16 protein-coding genes are annotated in these 16,614 nt (G+C 54.5%); 11 read left to right on the forward strand and 5 right to left on the reverse strand.

Annotated elements, in window-relative coordinates; all coding sequences use genetic code 11:
- Positions 1–333 precede the first annotated feature (333 nt).
- From HY913_21820 to HY913_21830, 3 genes are read left to right on the forward strand one after another with little or no spacing between them, the layout of a single operon-like run.
- The gene (locus HY913_21820; GenBank protein MBI4965932.1) at positions 334–630 is read left to right on the forward strand and encodes a hypothetical protein; all 297 of its coding nucleotides are present in this window, start codon (positions 334–336) and stop codon (positions 628–630) included.
- On the forward strand, positions 544–1,233 hold the full coding sequence (gene msrA / locus HY913_21825) for a peptide-methionine (S)-S-oxide reductase MsrA (protein ID MBI4965933.1): 690 nt from the start codon (positions 544–546) through the stop codon (positions 1,231–1,233). Before HY913_21820 ends, msrA begins: the two co-directional genes overlap by 87 nt.
- 27 nt (positions 1,234–1,260) lie before the next feature.
- On the forward strand, positions 1,261–2,589 hold the full coding sequence (locus HY913_21830) for an APC family permease (protein MBI4965934.1): 1,329 nt from the start codon (positions 1,261–1,263) through the stop codon (positions 2,587–2,589).
- Positions 2,590–2,724: 135 nt separating this feature from the next.
- Here the strand turns inward: HY913_21830 and HY913_21835 are convergent, their stop codons facing one another.
- Together HY913_21835 and HY913_21840 are read right to left on the reverse strand one after the other, a co-directional pair.
- A complete protein-coding gene (locus HY913_21835) occupies positions 2,725–3,210 on the reverse strand; it encodes an ankyrin repeat domain-containing protein (GenBank protein MBI4965935.1) in 486 nt (161 codons plus the stop codon).
- Between the two features lie 597 nt (positions 3,211–3,807).
- The gene (locus HY913_21840) at positions 3,808–4,383 is read right to left on the reverse strand and encodes an ankyrin repeat domain-containing protein (protein MBI4965936.1); all 576 of its coding nucleotides are present in this window, start codon (positions 4,381–4,383) and stop codon (positions 3,808–3,810) included.
- A 253-nt stretch (positions 4,384–4,636) separates the two neighbouring features.
- Between HY913_21840 and HY913_21845 the strand changes: the two genes are divergently transcribed.
- Positions 4,637–4,945, forward strand: coding sequence for a hypothetical protein (locus HY913_21845; GenBank protein ID MBI4965937.1), 309 nt, complete (start codon positions 4,637–4,639; stop codon positions 4,943–4,945).
- Positions 4,946–4,955: 10 nt separating this feature from the next.
- Here the strand turns inward: HY913_21845 and HY913_21850 are convergent, their stop codons facing one another.
- Entirely contained in the window at positions 4,956–5,702 is a 747-nt protein-coding gene (locus tag HY913_21850) for an ABC transporter ATP-binding protein (GenBank protein ID MBI4965938.1), read from the reverse strand.
- Positions 5,703–6,364: 662 nt separating this feature from the next.
- Here HY913_21850 and HY913_21855 point away from each other — a divergent pair.
- The 3 genes from HY913_21855 (at position 6,365) to purD (ending at position 8,700) form a co-directional block, all read left to right on the forward strand.
- Positions 6,365–6,589: a hypothetical protein gene (locus HY913_21855; GenBank protein ID MBI4965939.1), complete on the forward strand. Its 225-nt coding sequence runs from the start codon at positions 6,365–6,367 to the stop codon at positions 6,587–6,589.
- A 337-nt stretch (positions 6,590–6,926) separates the two neighbouring features.
- A complete protein-coding gene (locus HY913_21860; GenBank protein ID MBI4965940.1) occupies positions 6,927–7,418 on the forward strand; it encodes a thermonuclease family protein in 492 nt (163 codons plus the stop codon).
- A 1-nt stretch (position 7,419) separates the two neighbouring features.
- Complete coding sequence (gene purD / locus HY913_21865) at positions 7,420–8,700, forward strand: phosphoribosylamine--glycine ligase (protein ID MBI4965941.1); 1,281 nt, start codon at positions 7,420–7,422, stop codon at positions 8,698–8,700.
- A 346-nt stretch (positions 8,701–9,046) separates the two neighbouring features.
- Here purD and HY913_21870 read toward each other — a convergent pair whose 3' ends face one another.
- On the reverse strand, positions 9,047–9,532 hold the full coding sequence (locus HY913_21870; protein ID MBI4965942.1) for a response regulator: 486 nt from the start codon (positions 9,530–9,532) through the stop codon (positions 9,047–9,049).
- 341 nt (positions 9,533–9,873) lie between these two features.
- On the opposite strand from HY913_21870, the gene HY913_21875 reads away from it, so the two are divergent.
- Complete coding sequence (locus HY913_21875) at positions 9,874–10,434, forward strand: hypothetical protein (GenBank protein MBI4965943.1); 561 nt, start codon at positions 9,874–9,876, stop codon at positions 10,432–10,434.
- Between the two features lie 15 nt (positions 10,435–10,449).
- On the opposite strand, the gene HY913_21880 is transcribed toward HY913_21875, so the two are convergent.
- Positions 10,450–10,743, reverse strand: a complete 294-nt coding sequence (locus tag HY913_21880) for an SEC-C domain-containing protein (protein MBI4965944.1) — start codon at positions 10,741–10,743, stop codon at positions 10,450–10,452.
- Between the two features lie 152 nt (positions 10,744–10,895).
- Here HY913_21880 and HY913_21885 point away from each other — a divergent pair, with 152 nt between their 5' ends.
- Genes HY913_21885 through HY913_21895 form a run of 3 tightly spaced genes read left to right on the forward strand, consistent with a single transcriptional unit; the run spans position 10,896 to position 16,185 of the window.
- Positions 10,896–13,286 (forward strand): radical SAM protein, encoded by a 2,391-nt coding sequence (locus HY913_21885; GenBank protein ID MBI4965945.1) that lies wholly within the window; start codon positions 10,896–10,898, stop codon positions 13,284–13,286.
- Positions 13,287–13,333: 47 nt separating this feature from the next.
- Positions 13,334–14,164: an enoyl-CoA hydratase/isomerase family protein gene (locus tag HY913_21890; GenBank protein ID MBI4965946.1), complete on the forward strand. Its 831-nt coding sequence runs from the start codon at positions 13,334–13,336 to the stop codon at positions 14,162–14,164.
- Between the two features lie 20 nt (positions 14,165–14,184).
- The gene (locus tag HY913_21895) at positions 14,185–16,185 is read left to right on the forward strand and encodes an FAD-dependent oxidoreductase (protein ID MBI4965947.1); all 2,001 of its coding nucleotides are present in this window, start codon (positions 14,185–14,187) and stop codon (positions 16,183–16,185) included.
- Positions 16,186–16,614: the final 429 nt, after the last annotated feature.

A 16,614-nucleotide genomic window follows, 5' to 3' on the forward strand; every position in this document is an offset into this window, starting at 1 on the left:
TCAATGTAATCGTTCTCCGCTGAGGCCTGAACTGGCCATTCATACCAGGTCACGTTCAAACACTGAAGGATCAGGTAGATCCCGCACGGACCTGAGCGACCTCCGGTCCGTGGCACCCGAAGGCCGATACCGGTAGGCTGTTGGGTGCCACTGACCTGGGAACCAGGTCAGTGCTGATTTTGGATCAAACAATCTTCACCGTTTGAAGGCGATCCCGTATCACTTATAAGGAAAGGTAGTAATAGCCGCGCGATTTCACAAATGCCAATGGCTCTACTAATGCTTAAATTATAACAATATGCCTCTATGGCGAATGTCCAACCGGAGGTTTAGATGCAGGACAAAAATATGGACCGCGTAGGAGAATCGACGAATCCCTTGCGCTCAAAGGTAAATCACAGACTTCATAAGACCTTGTACATAACGGCAATTGTTTGTTTGGTAGTTGCTTCCTGTTTTGCTCTGCTTTATCTCACTAATAAGAGCGATGCTACCGCAGACCTTGGAATCGCCGGGGAGAAAGAAGCCATGATACAAACCCAGATGAAAGCAGTTGGAATTGAAGCGATACCGGCCATTGACGCTTCTGCGCCGGCAAGGACGGAAACCGCGACCTTCGCCTTGGGCTGATTTTGGGGCCCTGATTCCCAGTTTGGGAGCATGAAAGGCGTGGTTCGGACTCGCGTGGGATACTCGGGAGGCACGAAGAAAAACCCTTCGTATCATGCCCTGGGTGATCACACCGAGACCATAGAAATCGACTACGACCCTGCGCAGATCTCGTACGAAGACCTGTTGAATGTGTTTTGGCGAAGCCACAATCCAACGGAGCAGGCTTGGTCAAAACAATACATGGCGGCTGTTTTCTATCACGACGAAGAACAAAAGAGGATCGCTATTCAAACAAGGGACCGTGAGCAGGCACGCAAAGGGCGAAAGATAAACACTCAAATTATTCCTTTTACGGAGTTTTATCTGGCTGAGGCGTACCATCAAAAATATAGCCTCAGAAGGCACGGGGAATTGATGAAGCAGTTCGACGCGATTTATCCTAATCCCAACGATTTCGTCAACTCTACCGCGGCCGCGCGGCTGAACGGATTACTCGGGGGACACGGCAAGGTTGAGTCGCTGGAAGCGGAATTGAACGGTCTTGGCCTGTCTCGGGAATTAAGTGACAGGCTCCTGGAAATAGTTAAGAATGGCCGCAAGGGTTTCGGGTTATTCCAGTAGAGCCACTTGTACTTTGGGGGTGCTTCAATGATGCTTCAGGGCTCCAATTCAGGGAGTGGATCGGCCCGTTCTTCGGCCGGCCAAATCGGTCTGTTCGCTGCCATGTCCATCGGCATAGGAGGGATGATCGGTGCGGGGATCTTCTCCATCCTCGGCGTTGTGGCTGAAGCCGCGGGAACGGCCATGTGGTTGTCGTTTATGATAGGAGGGGTTGTCGCGCTGCTGTCAACCTACTCGTACTCAAAGCTCGGGGTCCGCTATCCGTCAGCAGGAGGAGCCGTGGAATTCCTGGTTAAGGGCTTCGGGGACGGTGTGTTGAGCGGCGGAATAAACCTGTACATGTGGGTCGGGTACGTGATTGCTCTGGCCCTTTACGCTCAGGGATTTGCCGGGTATGCCATGACCTTTTTTCCACCGCATTTGCCGCCTTGGATTTCCAAGGGATTCGGCGTCGGCATCGTCCTAATATTCACAGCGGTCAATGTTGTAGGCGCGAGGGTCGTCGGTGGCTCGGAAACGTTCATTGTCACTGTAAAACTGATCATTCTCGGAGTGTTCGCTGTTGCGGGCTTGTATTTCATTCATCCGGGTTACTTGACGCCCGCGTCCTGGCCTTCGAGTTCCGGTATTCTTTTCGGCGCGGGGGTCCTATTCATCGGGTACGAGGGTTTCGGCCTGGTGGCAAACGCGGCTGAAGATATGGACGACCCGCGGAAGATGCTTCCAAAGGCCCTTTATTTAAGCGTCATCGCTGTCATTCTAATCTACGTGGCGGTCTCGGTCGCGGTGATTGGGAACCTTGACGTCAAGGCCATCCTGGCGGCAAAGGATTACGCGTTGGCGGAAGCTGCCAAACCGTTCCTCGGAGACTTTGGCTTCAGGCTTATTGCCATAGGAGCGCTGTTCTCCACTGCATCCGCGATCAATGCAACCCTTTTCGGTGCAGCAAACGTCAGCTATATGATCGCACGTGACGGTGAGTTGCCCCGCGTGTTTTCATGGAAGCTGCGGCAAGACGCGACGGGCGGCTTATTCATAACCGCCGGGCTTGTGATCGTATTCATTTTGTTTTTCGATCTGTCGGGTATCGCAATGATGGGAAGCGGTGCTTTTCTGTTGATTTACGCTTGTGTCCACGCGGCCCATTTGAGAGTGCTGGCTGAAACAGGTGGGAACAAGTGGATCGTGACTCTTTCCCTGGTTAGCTGTCTTGCCATGTTTGCTGTCTTGTCCGTTTACATCTACGAAAACTCACGGCCCGCGTTGATCACGATGATAGCCCTGGTTCCGATCTGTCTGGCCGCGGAATGGGCCTACCGGACAATGACCGGACGCGCTATCAAGACTAGAGCCTAGGAAGAATTTACAGGATGGGCCAAACTCGCTCTTGTTTCATCCCTGACGCTTGGGGGGCCGCACAAAAACTCAACATGAGCCAAGAGGAGACTTGACCTGTTTTCATTTAAAATAGGGTGTTTAAATGTCGATATATTACTTCGCTCCATGAGACCGCAAATATCGGACCATCTCTGTTGAATCAGCATCCATATACCTAGTCAGATAAGTCAAAGCCGTGTCGCCGCGGATGTCCTTGGCATTTATGTGAGCCCCTTTGTCGATAAGGTACTTTACCATGTCCAAGTTGTCTCTTGCGGCTGCAATCATGAGGACCGTCTGGCCAAGAACGTTCGTGGCATTTACATCAGCCCCTTTGTCGATAAAGTACTCTACCAGCTCCAGGTTGCCTGCACGAGCAGCAGCCATGAGGACCGTGCCACCAACTCTCTCGGCATTTACGTCAGCCCCTTTGTCCAAAAGGCTTTTGGCCAGCGGCGCGTCCCCACGCGCTGCTGCCTTTATGAGTTGCTCGTCGAGCGTCGCGTCTGCCCCGGCGGTTCCAACCCACGGCAGCAGCGCCAAAACCAAAATCGCAGTCCGCCAAAGCTTTGTGATCATGGGAACGTGTCGAGTTTTCATGCAAAATCTCCGGTTCATGCTGTAAGAGCGTAAGTCCCGCGTTCCGCGCGGGATCACCCGTGGATCAAAGTCCGGGGCAGGCGCCGACAGCGCAGAGTAGGGGCACGGCATGCCGTGCCCCTACGTATCTTCGGTCTCCGCTGTGAATTGTCTTTCCCCGCGGCTCGTTCCAAAGCCTGGTTTGACATGAAGAGTTCTCTCCAGCCATATTGACAACAACTTTTCCCGGAGGGATGCCAGGCTCAATATCAGGTTCGGCGATCAAATCAGCAAACCGATGATTGCCTGGAGGCTATATCACCAGCGTCTACAGTGGTGGCTACTAGTTTTGGTCCTTTACACGGCCCGCGATCTAAGAGAATTCGTAGGGACCGGCGTCCCTGCCGGTCCGAACTAGTTGATTTATATACGACAAATGTGCCGGCACGGAGGCCGGCACCTACCAAATTCCAGGAGGCGCGTTTCATAATCGGACACTATTTTTTACACTTGCTGTAGACGTATGCTAAGAGCAGATGCCCCCCTTTTCCTTTTTTGTTTTCTTTTGAGTCAGCATGCTGGTATGCGCGATGCCGCTTTTGTCAGGGTCTGTTTCGTCTATTGTTCCGCTGCTGCCTTGAGTAGCTCAGCGACCTCGGAGTGGCCGTTAGCGACAGCCCACATCAATGCTGTCTTTCCGGTTCCGTCTGTTGTCTCGGGGTCTGCGCCCCATTCCAGAAGCTCTTTGACGGCTTTCGTGTGGCCTTGGGCCGCAGCCAGTATGAGAGCTGTAGAGCCGTTGTAGTCAGCCGTCTCCGTTTTCGGGTCATTTTCAAGTAGGAGTTTCACGACCGCGTCGTGACCTCGATACGCGGCCCTCATAAGTGCGGTCCACCCCAGAGCGTCGACCGCGTTGGCATCAGCCCCGTACTTGAGCAGCAGGTCCGCGACCTCTACGCTTCCTTGACGACATGCTTTCATCAAGGCAGTAGCACCATATTCATCGCTGGCTTCCGTATTGGCACCGTGCTCCAGAAGCACTCTGACTATGGGCGGGAGACACATCGCCGAAGCCCACATCAGCGGCGACCAACCAAGCGCGTCTCGGGTGTTCGAGCCGGAGCCTTTGCCGAGAAGTGCTCTCAGGGTGGTCAGGTCACATGACTTTACTGCGGCCAAAACCTCTTCTTCCATACTTTGAGGTCTCCTGTGTTCTCTGCACGGGACGCGACTTATTGTCAGCCTTGCCTCGCTTGGGCATCATACCTGGGCCTGCTTTGCGGGCAAAGTAAATTTCTCGAAATTGGACGTTCTTTGCCGTAGGGGCCGCGACGCGGGACCTTGGTGGGGATGGCCGACAAGTTTGCACGGCCTCTGGACAACAGCGCTCCGGCGTCGTAAGCTAAGCTTACGGATTATTTGGACCGGCTGAATGCGGAGGTTTCATATGTGTATGGACGGCGTCTGCCAAGCAGTCATGAACGATCCCAAAATTCAGGAAATGATGTCGAATCCCATTCTGGACCTGATTCACAAGCAGGTAGTTATGGTTCTGTATTCATTGGATGCGGGCAACCAGCTTGAGACGTACAGGGAAGTTCTGCCGGTTTATCTCTCTAAGGATTGGGCGGTTTGTTCGGACCTTCTTGACACTATTGAACGTGCAGGATTGCTGAAGCGCTCCGGAAACAGCCTGGAACTTACTTACAGCCTTCCCATCTCGGACGCGGCCGGGTCTTGCGAGTGCCACGCCTGACAACCGGCTGTTAATGCGCCACGTTCGGCCCTTGGTTTGCAGGCTCTTCAAATGGAGGAGCGTCTAACTGGTCATCGCCGTTTGAAACCACGAAGCCGTCTCGGATCCTAATAATTCGGTCGCACGCTCCACCTATTTCGTCCTCGTGGGTCACCAATACGACGGTGAATCCTTGTCCGGCGATAGCCCGCAATTGGTCCACAACCACTTCGGTATTCTTCTGATCGAGCTGCCCTGTGGGTTCATCCCCCAGGATAAGCGAGGGGTTGTTCACCAAGGCCCTTGCAATCGCAGCGCGCTGGCGTTCCCCGCCTGATAAGCGATTGGACCAGTGATCGACCCGGTGAGAAAGCCCGACGCGATCCAGAGCTTCCAGGATTTTCTTCCTGCGAACGTGCCTATTGGCTTCTGCATAGATAAGAGGCAGCTCAAGGTTCTCGAACACTGTGGAATTTGCCAGCAGATCGCAACTCTGGAAAACAAATCCAAGTTCGCTGTTGCGGAAATGCGCCTGTTCTTCGCGAGAATACGTCAGGATGTCATTGCCTTTGAAGAGATAGGCCCCGGCGGTGGGCGGCTGGAGAAGCCCCAGGACATAAAGCAGCGTGGACTTCCCGGACCCTGAAGGTCCCATTATCGCTACCATTTCCCCGCGATAGATTTTTACGTTAGTCGGTTTAAGGGCCTGAATTACGTTTCCGCCGTCAACATAGTCCTTGGTCAAATCGCGGGTCTCTATTATCAGTTCGGTTCCCATTCTTCCCCAGTATCTCCGCTATCCTTTTGTTGCCATGAGACAGTAGTATAACCCAACCTGCCGCTGATGACCACTTTTGATTGATGGAACGTGGTAATCATTCACTTATGTGCGGGAGCGTCTCCCATGCCCCGAAGGGGCAGCCCGACAGTAGCCACGGGCGTAAGCCCGTGGAGAATGGTCCACACAATCATTTGGATCACCGACCCTGGAGGGGTCGCCGATGAATGTGAGTTGGACTTCGGGATTGGTCGACCCCTCCAGGGTCGGTGATTCAGCGCTGTGCCAATGCTTCCGGTCCACGGGTTACACCCGTGGCTACCATTGGTACGCCCCTTCAGGGCTCAGAATCCCTTCTACCCCCGCAAGTCTGAATGGTTACGGAACGGGTGACCGCTCGGTAACGCGGATGGTTTTCTGCAACCCTTACGGTCTCACCGGGAGGCTGAACCGACACTCGGATTGGTAATCATTCAGTTACGAGGGGCGAAAGATTGTCATTGCGAGCGAAGCGAAGCAATCTCAGCGCTTAAAGGCAGAGATTGCTTCGTCGCTTCACTCCTCGCAATGACAGAAAATCGACAATTCCCGCACGTAAGTGAAGGGACACTCGGATTCCAGAATTTGCCTTTCCTTTTAAGCTTTCATGTTATATTAAGCGGATGTTTAGGATAACGAAACATGCAGAGGGTGATCACGGGGCTTTTGTCAAGCTCATTCAGCTTGATGGGGATGATTTCGCGGTGGTTGTGCGTTCCCCCGCGGACGGGAAGCTGCACCATCGCTATATTGGGCCGGATCCGTCCAAGGCCGAAGAGGTGTTCAACACGGAGGTTGCCAAGCTTCCCGGCGCTCCTGATCGACAGTCGCGCGCGTCAGGAGAGTGACCCCTTCGGAAGCTGTCTCAGCAATCGTTTTCAGCTCGAAATAGTGCCGCCGGGTCGGTGATGACCCTGTCCGGGTGAAGCGGATGTCACGCACCCGGGTCGCTGAGCCAAAGGAGCCCGGTGGATAACCGTGCGCTTTGGCAGCCCTCATTAGAGGTTTTGTCGCCTCACGGAACGCGCCTTCTGTTCCTTGGGAAACGATGGGGCGGCGTCTCCGTGCCGACCGGTGTGGTACGCTTGCCCGACACTGGATGGTTTTGAGGCGGTCTTCAACATTGGTAGTGACTTGAAATCCCTCTTTCCGTGATACGAATGCAGGCTTGGAGGAGCATTCTTTATGGCGAAATTGCGTCTGGAAGGTGAATGGAAACTGTGGGCCGGAATCGCGGCCCTGTTCATAGTAATTGCCGTTTATCTGTATATGGCAAGCCGCCCTCCGATGGAAGGAGGGGAGTATTTGTGGAACGTCGCGAAAGTGATAGATTCCCGAAATCTCAGCCTGAAAGGTTCAGGAGAAGTTATTCAGTTCAGGCTGACCGGTTTGCTGGTTCCGCCATCTCAAGAAGAAGCGGCGAGGGAATTCCTTTCGAAGACCCTTCTGAACAACTGGGTGAGGATTAAGACCCTGCGTCAAGAACCCAAGGGTGTTAAAGAGGGCTTCGTCCTTCTGTCGGGTGACGACATAAACGCGCGCATGGTTCGACAAGGCTTGGCGCAAATTGACCGGGAGGAGAAAGACTTCGACATTCGACCATACATCGAGCTGGAACAAGAGGCCAAAAGACAAAGGAGGGGCCTGTGGCGAGAGTCCGGCCCGGGGGTGAAATGAAATGAAAATCCTGATCGTAGGTTCGGGCGGCAGGGAACATACCCTCGCGTGGAAGATAGCACAATCGGACCTCGTTAAAGAGGTGATCGTCGCTCCCGGAAATGTCGGTATTTCAATGGAGCCTAAATGTAGGCTGGCCAACGTGTCTGCAGAAGACGTCCCTCGGCTCCGGGACCTCGCCCTGGAAGAAAAGCCGGATCTCACTGTCGTCGGACCCGAAGCTCCGCTGGTCGCGGGTCTGGTTGACGATTTCCAGGCCGCGGGCCTGAAGGTTTTCGGCCCCACGGCCAAGGCCGCTCAGTTGGAAGGGAGCAAGGTATTCACCAAGCGGCTCCTGCAAAAGTACGCGATCCCGAGTGGCAATTTTGCGGTGTTCGACGATTTTGCAGAGGCCTCCTTGCACTTGAAAAGGATCACCGGCCCGGTGGTCCTTAAAGCAGACGGTCTGGCAGCCGGCAAAGGAGTGTTTGTCTGCCGCGATCAAACCGAGGCCTTGCGAGCGTTGGTGACGATCATAAAAGAAAAGGCGTTCGGAGATGCAGGCAACAGGGTCCTGGTCGAGGAATGTCTTTTCGGCGAGGAGGCGTCTTTTATCGCTTTCACGGACGGCAAGACGGTCCTTCCGCTGGCAAGCTCTCAGGATCACAAACCCGTGTTCGATGACGACCGGGGACCGAACACAGGCGGCATGGGCGCTTATTCACCCGCACCTGTGGTCACACCCGAAGTCCACGACCGCATCATGGAGCAGATCATGGTTCCGGTGGTGCGGGCCCTGGAAAATGAGGATACACCCTACATGGGGTTTCTGTACGCGGGCCTGATGATCGCGGACGGCCAACCCAAGGTGCTTGAATTCAACGCCCGTATGGGGGATCCGGAAGCTCAGCCCCTGCTCTTTAGAATGAAGACCGACCCGGTTCCACTGATGATGGCGGCCCTCGAAGGAAATCTTGCAGGAATGGCCATTGAGTGGCTGCCCGAGGATGCGGTTTGTGTTGTGATGGCTTCAGGCGGCTATCCCGGCTCGTACGAAAAAGGAAAACAGATCACCGGAATTGAACAGGCCGACGCGATCCAAGGGGTGAAAGTCTTCCACGCTGGTACGGGAAAAGGCCAGAACGGTATCGTAACTAACGGCGGCCGAGTCCTGGGCGTGACCGCAGCGGCTGAAGGGATCGGCAATGCGATCGACAAAGCGTACCAAGCCGTGGAAAAAATCCATTGGGAAAACGTGCACTACCGCAAGGACATAGGTAGGAAGGCGCTGAACCGCGGGTGAGAAGTCCTCGAAGCGCTAATACTCATCTATACCAGTTCCCACAAATTTTGACCTTTTGTGCAGCCCGCGTTGTAGGAGAATTGGTGGGGCTCGGCGTCCCTGCCGGGCCTAACTACTTGATTTGTATCTCACAAATGTGCCGGCACGGAGGCCGGCACCCACCAATTTCCAGGAGGCGCTTTTCGTAACGGGACATTCTTTTTGACACTTCCTATATAGGTGTTGCCGAATTTTTTCTGCGCGCTCCAGTCGTAGGGCGGGCCGTGCCCGCCGACTGTGGTCGTTGCCAACGCCCTGGACCGTACCACGTTTTCAGAATTTTCTTTTGGCAATCAGTAGCGAGGTATCAATACATATAAGGCGGGGTCGGGGGTTTTTCCAGGTCCTCCCAGTCAACGCCGAGTCTCTCCCTGAAATACGGTCCCAGACGTTTGAACAATTGCTGCCAATGGGTTCGTCCTTCGGCCAGGCCTTCGAGAATCTCAGCCACAAGCTCCGGCAATCTTGTCAGCTCATCTTTTGGAAGGAAAGAGACCGCTCCCAGTCTGATGGACCTATTGATGCTGTCCACCGTTACGGCATGGGCAGTGAGCATGGATGCGAACAAGCCGTGTTTCCGACATGCCTCCAGTAATGCGAAGCCGTTAACCCCCATGATGTCAAGGATGACCAGATCAAAATTCTCGTTGTCGATATGGTGCAAAGCCGCTTGATAGTTCCCTGCCGTGGTGACCTGGCATTGGGGTAGTTGGTCTTTGATGACCTCCAGCACATCAGGCTCATCATCCACCGCCAGAATTCGTTTGCCGTCCAGTATTCCAATGTTCGCCATCAGATCCTCTTCCAGTCTGTGAAGTTCAGGGCTTTTCGGGACATCGTTCCGTCGCGGCTCTCATTCAGCCGACGACACAACAATTCGGCCTACTGAACTCTTCGCGTGCTTTTTGGGCCTTTAGAAGGTAAATAATCACATTGACTCTGTCAATGTCTTTCGTCACCGGAGTGCAGGCGTTTAGTGACGGGCGGGCTCAGCAACACTCGTGGCGATGTCGAGACCGCGGGATGTGGTCGGCCGAAGGGCCATCCCGAGTCGGCATCTGACCTGATAGATCGCAATGGCCTTTTGCGATCCTGTGTGCTATAGTCCGGTCGCTACGTTGAGGGTGTTGGATAATGAGTAGATTGGGATTTGTCTTTTTCGCGATCTTGGGGTTGCTCATCGGATGGTTTGCCTTAGCTCCACACAGTGTGGACGCGCAGGATTTTCCCTATGCTGTACCGCAGGCCCCTGAATTCGATGAGAGCGGAAACGCTCTCTCCTCAAGTGAGGTAGAAACAGGGACTCCGCCTCGAAAGAAACGCTCCCGCGCCCGCCAAGACCAAATGCCCCAAGAATATGGGAGCGACTACCGCACAGTACGACCTTACGTGCCTCAGGACGCGCCGCCGGCTATGCAGCAGCCCGCCGGACCCAGGGCTTCGCGTGGCCCGGGCTATCCGGGACCGTCGAGCGCTCCTCCGCCCATGGCAGCGGTTCCCCCTGCCGGGCCGGTGCAAGACCGCCCCGACTGTTCTCAGTACCCGATGGTGATCGCGCGTTCCCGGTCCGAACCCGAGATGCAAATGGCCGCTCGACAATACCTCACGTGCCTGCTGAAGAATGGTTGGAATATGGAGCAGGCTAAGAGCCAGGTAATATCCACAATAGAAAGCACATATAAACTGGCCCGCTGATTATCGTCCGCCGGCCTAATCACTCGCGCCGCAGCATCGCTTATATTTCAGCCCGGAACCGCATGGGCATGGCGCATTCAAGGCAGGGGCCGCCTTGCTTGGTTTAGGCTCAGTACTCTTTCGTTTATGAGCCATCCGGAGATATCGCGCCAGCAGGTAACCCGTAACACCTACCAGGACCGCCCAGACCAGGATCAGCCCGATACTTTCTCTTTGGTCGAAGCCTCCGAATTTTAGGAGCATTGCAAGCCCAATTGTCCATATGACTATCCAGACGACACCGTACCACGGACTCTTGATCTTTTTCATATATGGATTTCTACCTCGGGATTTCAATTAGCCGGGTGTTAGGACTATAACAGGGCAGAGGGTCCGGCTGCAATATGGGTAGTTGTTCAGCGATTGCGTTTAATGTTATTCTCGGGCGTCGCCCACCGTTTGCATAAAGGAAGGATGCGTTTGTGTCATTTCTTTTTATCAACGTCAATCACGACGTAGGATATGAATCTTCGGAAAGCATTCCAATTTCTCTTGGATACATTTTGGCTGCTTTGAGAGCCGATGGCTGGGACGGAGTCATACTCGACGACGTCAGGGATAGGCCGTTGACCCTCAAGAGCCTGGAAAAATGGATCCTCCGCGTTGATCCGATGGTGATAGGGTTCACTGCCTATCAAAGCACGATGAATCGTATTCGCTTCTTTTGCCGGTACATCAAATCCCGCCATCGCCGGATTCAGATTGTGCTGGGCGGCCCGCAGGCCGCGGTTATGCCGTCAGAGGGTCTGGAGGACCTCGAGGATGTGGATGTGCTGGTGCGCGGCGAAGGCGAAATAGTAATGAAAGAAATCGCCCGCGCGCTTAAGTCCGGGAAGGCCCTTGACACAGTTGAAGGCATTACATGCAAGTGCAACGGCGGAATCGCCGACACCGGCTTCGGGCCTGAGCCACCGGAAGATTTGGATGCTTATGCTTCACCATATCTGCTGAACCTGCTGAACCTCGCGGGAAAGAATACGGCCATCCTGCTTTCTTCCAGGGGTTGCCGCCACGTTTGTTGGTTCTGCATTACTCCCAAGATATGTAGAGGAAAGATCCGGTACCATTCGGTCGATCGGGTGGTCGACGAAATGGAGTTACTGACAGACCAAGGAATCGAACGCATTTGGTTCGCTGACCCTAATTTCACCGACGACCGGGAAAGAACCGAGAGGCTTTTGCGGGCGAAAATTGACCGCGGAATTGCCACACCATTCTGGTTTCAAACCCGAAGCGACCTCATAGACCCTTCGTTGATGAAAAAGCTGAAGGCCGCGGGCGCGGACACGATCGCCTTCGGACTGGAGTCAGGAAGCCCGGGCGTGTTGGAAAAGACAAATAAGCGCATCGTCCTAGAACAGTTGCGCGAGAACATATCAGCGGCTCAATCACTGGGCCTGGAAACCGAACTCTTCTCGGTATTCGGTCTTCCCTACGAAACCGTTGACGACGCCAGGCAAACCCTGGAATTCGTGCGCTCTTTGGGCATACCGATCCAATCGAATTCCGGCTCGCAACAAATGCAGCTCTATTTCGGCTCCATATACGAGAAGACACCCGCTCGTTTTGCAATAAATCCTCTGCCTGCATACAGACCGCGATTCCTATCTGTGGGAGACCGGTACGAAACCGACGCGATGTCGCGGGCCGATCTCCGGAAGGTCCGCAACATGTGGGCGCTTGCCAACGAACAGCTGGAACGGGATGTCTATTACAAGCAGCGCATCTTCGAGGTTTTGGATTTCCTCCTACAAAATCGCGAAGACCTTAAAGATGAGCCCGCTTTTCATGCGTATGGCGCCCTTGCCGCAAGCGCAATTGAAGAATTTGATCTGTTGGTCCGGTTCCTTGAAGGCTATGCCGCCCTTCAGTCAGTAGAAAACTCCGACGTAGAGGAACTTATTTCCGGGCTGAGCTTCTTCAAGGAGGTCGATGAACCTGCCGGGCCGATGGATCGAGTCATTTTCGATTCCCGCAGTTGGATTCAAGGTGTCCCCTTTACCGGGATTTCCGGAAAATATTGGGACGTACTGCTGGGTAGAGGACTCTTGCTCCCCTCTTTTGAGAGCGGGTTTGTCGGAGTGCGACAAGGCGAGGATGCCACGTTCCGTTTCGTCTTTCCGGATGATTATGTCCAGGAGGAGCTGAGAGGACAAGAGGTCGAGGTCCAAGCTAAGATTCACAAAGTGTTCAAATCTGTGGAAGCCCGAAGCGTGGATGAAGTGAAGAATCTCGGCATGCGTAATCACTATGCATTTAAGGACCTGGAACTTTTGCGGGAGCAGAATGAGATCCTTTACTATCTCTCGCTGAGGGACTCTGAACCGGAAGCATTGCTCAAGACGCCGAGCCATTTCCTTATGCTGGTCCATTGCCTTGCCAAACTAGGCAAGCAGGAGCAGGTCCGGAGCCTCGCCTCCATGCTGAACGGAAAACCTGCCGCCCTGAACGCTCTTGCCGACACTGTTTCGGCCGCAGGCAAATGCGCATGGGCCGCCGAGTACTATGAGGCTATTTCAAAGGAACTGCCGTCATCGCTCATGAAGATAGTCAGATGTCATCTCAACTTGGGTGAATCGGAGCGAGCCATGAAGCTCCTCCTGACGATTCCCGAGGGCCCGAGCATTGAATTTCAAGAGACGTTGCTTGAATGTCTTAAGGCGGCCCAGAGTGATTCGAGCCGCATCCCTTCGCTTGAGCATCACGTATTGAATCTTCGGGTCACGGCCGCTCTTGGACGGGAGGCGGTCTCGCGGTCTTCACAACTTTCGGGACCACCGATAGTGCATGGAGCTTCAGAGAATGATTCATAGGGAATGTCGTTCTCGAATAAGCAATTGAAGTAAGGAGAGGGATGGATATGAGCAGTGAATCATCAGATCGCGGTCTGGTTACCTATCACCGCGAGGATCATGTAGGATTTGTAACACTGAACAGGCCGGACAAGCGTAACGCACTGAACCATGCCGTGTGGGAGGCATTGGGTGCGGCCACGGAAATGGCGCGGGAGGACAAGGAAGCCCGGGTGGTCTTATTGTGCGGGGCCGGTAAATCCTTTTGCGCGGGCCTGGACCTGAGCCCGGAAAACGAGGTGATTTCCACGCTCAGCGGGGAGCCGTCCGCTGCGCAAAAGATGAGCCTCTACAAATCTATAAAGCATATTCAGGACATTCATACTCGTTTCGAACGGCTCCCGCAGCCTACTATCGGCTTGATTCACGGGCATTGCCTTGGCGCGGGTCTGGAACTGGCGCTTTGCTGCGACATCCGCCTTTGCTCGGTGGACACCACGTTTGCAATGCCTGAGGCCAAGCTTGCAATTATCACGGATGTTGGGGGCTTGCAGCGTCTACCCAAAGTAGTGGGTCCGGGCCACGCCAGGGAAATAGCATTTCGTGGGCACCGATTCGACGCGGAGCGTGCTCTGGCCATAAATCTGGTGAACGACCTCTATCCGGATAAACAGACGCTCGATGCAAAGGGCCTCGAAATGGCGCGAGAGATCGCGTCCAACCCGCCTCTTGCCGTTCAGGGAGCCAAGGATGTGTTTCTCTACAATGAGACCGTTCCAATAGACCAGGCCCTGGATTATACTGCGGCACGGTCCAGCATGGTCATGCCTTCGGAAGATATCAGGGAGGCAATATCCGCTTACTTGCAAAAACGCGAAGGCAATTTCAAAGGCGCCTAACCAATCAGGAGGGTTCAGTGATTACCAAGCTGTTTGAGCCGATAGACGTGGGTCCGATGTCCCTGTCCAACAGAGTTGTCATGACCGCCATGCACCTTAATTACACCCCTGGGGGAGCGGTCAACGATCGTTTTATAGATTTTTACGCGGCAAGAGCGCGAGGCGGCGCGGGCCTGATAATGGTGGGTGGGGCGGAAATCAACGATCAGGCCTCCGGAGTAGACATGATGCTGTCCATCAAGGATGACAAGTATATTCCGGGCTTGAAGAAGTTTACGGATGCGATTCATCGCGAAGGCGGAAAGACCGCGGTGCAATTGTACATGGCCGGAGCCTATTCTTTTTGCGGCCTCAGCGGTCTGCCGACTCTCGCGCCTTCGGAATACGTGAGCCACTTCACGCGCCAAAAAACCACGGCCATGACGCTGGAAGACATTCAGCGAGTGCAGGACGACTTTGTCCAGGCTGCGCGGCGAGCTAAAGAAGCGGGCTTCGACGCGGTGGAAGTGATTGCTTCCGCCGGCTATCTTATATGCCAGTTTCTTTCGCCCGTAACCAACAAGCGCGACGACGACTATGGAGGATCTCTGGCAAACAGGATGCGGTTCGGACTGGAGACCATCAGCCGGGTCCAGGAAGAGGCCGGCCCGGATGTGGCCGTTATTGTTCGAGTAGCAGGAAATGATTTTGTGCCCGGAAGCCATACCAATGCGGAAGCTCGGATTTTTGCCGCGGCCGTGGAGCGGGCAGGAGCGGATTGCATCAACGTCACCGGCGGCTGGCATGAAAGCCGCGTGCCTCAAATCACCATGGATCTTCCCCAGGCCGGGTACGTGTACCTGGCCGGAGGCATTAGGAAAAGCGTCGGAATACCCGTAATCGGCTGTAATCGAATCAACGATCCTTATATCGCGGAGGAAGTGCTCAGAGAAGGTATAGCGGACCTCGTGGGGGTTGCCAGGGGATTGATAACGGACCCTGAATTCGTCAACAAAGCGCGGGACGGCAGGATTGATGAAATACGCCACTGCGTCGCGTGCAACCAGAGGTGTTTCGACCACGTGTTTCAATTGCTGCCGGTCGGGTGCATGGTCAATCCCAGGGCCGGCCGGGAAAAGGAAACAGAGTTCACGGCCGCTGCCGCACCCAAGAAGATCCTGGTGGCGGGAGCCGGTCCTGCCGGGTGCGAATTTGCTTTGATCGCGGCCCAACGGGGACACAAGGTCATACTATGTGAAAAGGAAGATCGCCTTGGGGGCCAGGTAGCCTGGGCCGCGGACGTCACACACAAGTACGACTTCCACTACATTTTTGATTACTATGGGGCAGTCCTGCCCAAACACGGTGTCAAGCTTCGCACCGGGGTTGAAGTCACCCCTGACCTGGTGGCCCAAGAAAAGGCCGACCTGGTGGTAGTGGCTACGGGAGCGGCCCCTTTCAAGCCCCCTATTGAAGCCGTAGAAGCCCCGAATGTCTACCAGTCTTGGGATGTGTTAAAGGGCACGGCACAGACCGGCGCATCCGTAGTGGTGGTAGGCGGAGGTTCCGTGGGACTTGAAACGGCTATCTTCCTTGCCTCCAAAGGAACCATATCGCCTGAGCAGCTTTATTTCCTGACGCTTCACGACGCGGAATCGCCTGAGGTGCTCCGCGATCTTATGGTTAAGGGAATCAAAAAGGTCACTGTGATCGAAATGGTTCGGAGGGTCGCGCAGGATGTTGGCCCGTCCACTCGCTGGGTGCTCCTCAAAGAGCTTAAATTGAGGGGCGTGGAGTTGATAACCGAGGCAAAAATGAAGGACATTTCGCCTGAGCACATAGTTTACACCGACGCTCAGGGCAACGACGTAACTCTACCCGCTGATTCGGTGGTACTTGCAATGGGATCGCGGCCGGAGAATTCACTGGCCAAGAAACTCGAAGATGCCGGCGTCAAGGTCCGAGTAATCGGCGACGCGAACAAATGCGGCCGTATCGGCAATGCCATTGACGACGGATTTGATCTCGGGTGCGAGGTGTGACGCGGTTTTGGGGAATTTTCTTTAGCGGGCCCGCTGATCCGACAAAACACATAGGATAGTTTCAGACAGTCATTGCTGAGGTACAGCCCGAAGTAATCCAATTGCTGGTGGGACCGGCATCTGAAACTGTCTTAGAATTCAAATTTGGGTGGAAATCGTAGCACGAATGGCCCTCACCCTGTCCCTCTCCCGCGGGGAGAGGGGACTCAAAAAGTGGCTCCTCAAACGCCCCCTCTCCCTCTGGGAGAGGGTTGGGGTGAGGGTGGTGACCGCAGGCGAACGTCAGTCGTGCCCCGATTTGGAAGTGCTCCCGAATTCTGAGACATTTTCACCTTGCTGGTCATTCTAATAGACAGGCTAGAAGCCTGTCCCACCTAACCCCTGTTCCACCGATGGAGATTGCTTCGAGCTTCGCCCTCGCAATGAAAC

This window comes from Desulfomonile tiedjei (assembly GCA_016212925.1).
Taxonomy (GTDB): Bacteria; Desulfobacterota; Desulfomonilia; order Desulfomonilales; family Desulfomonilaceae; genus JACRDF01.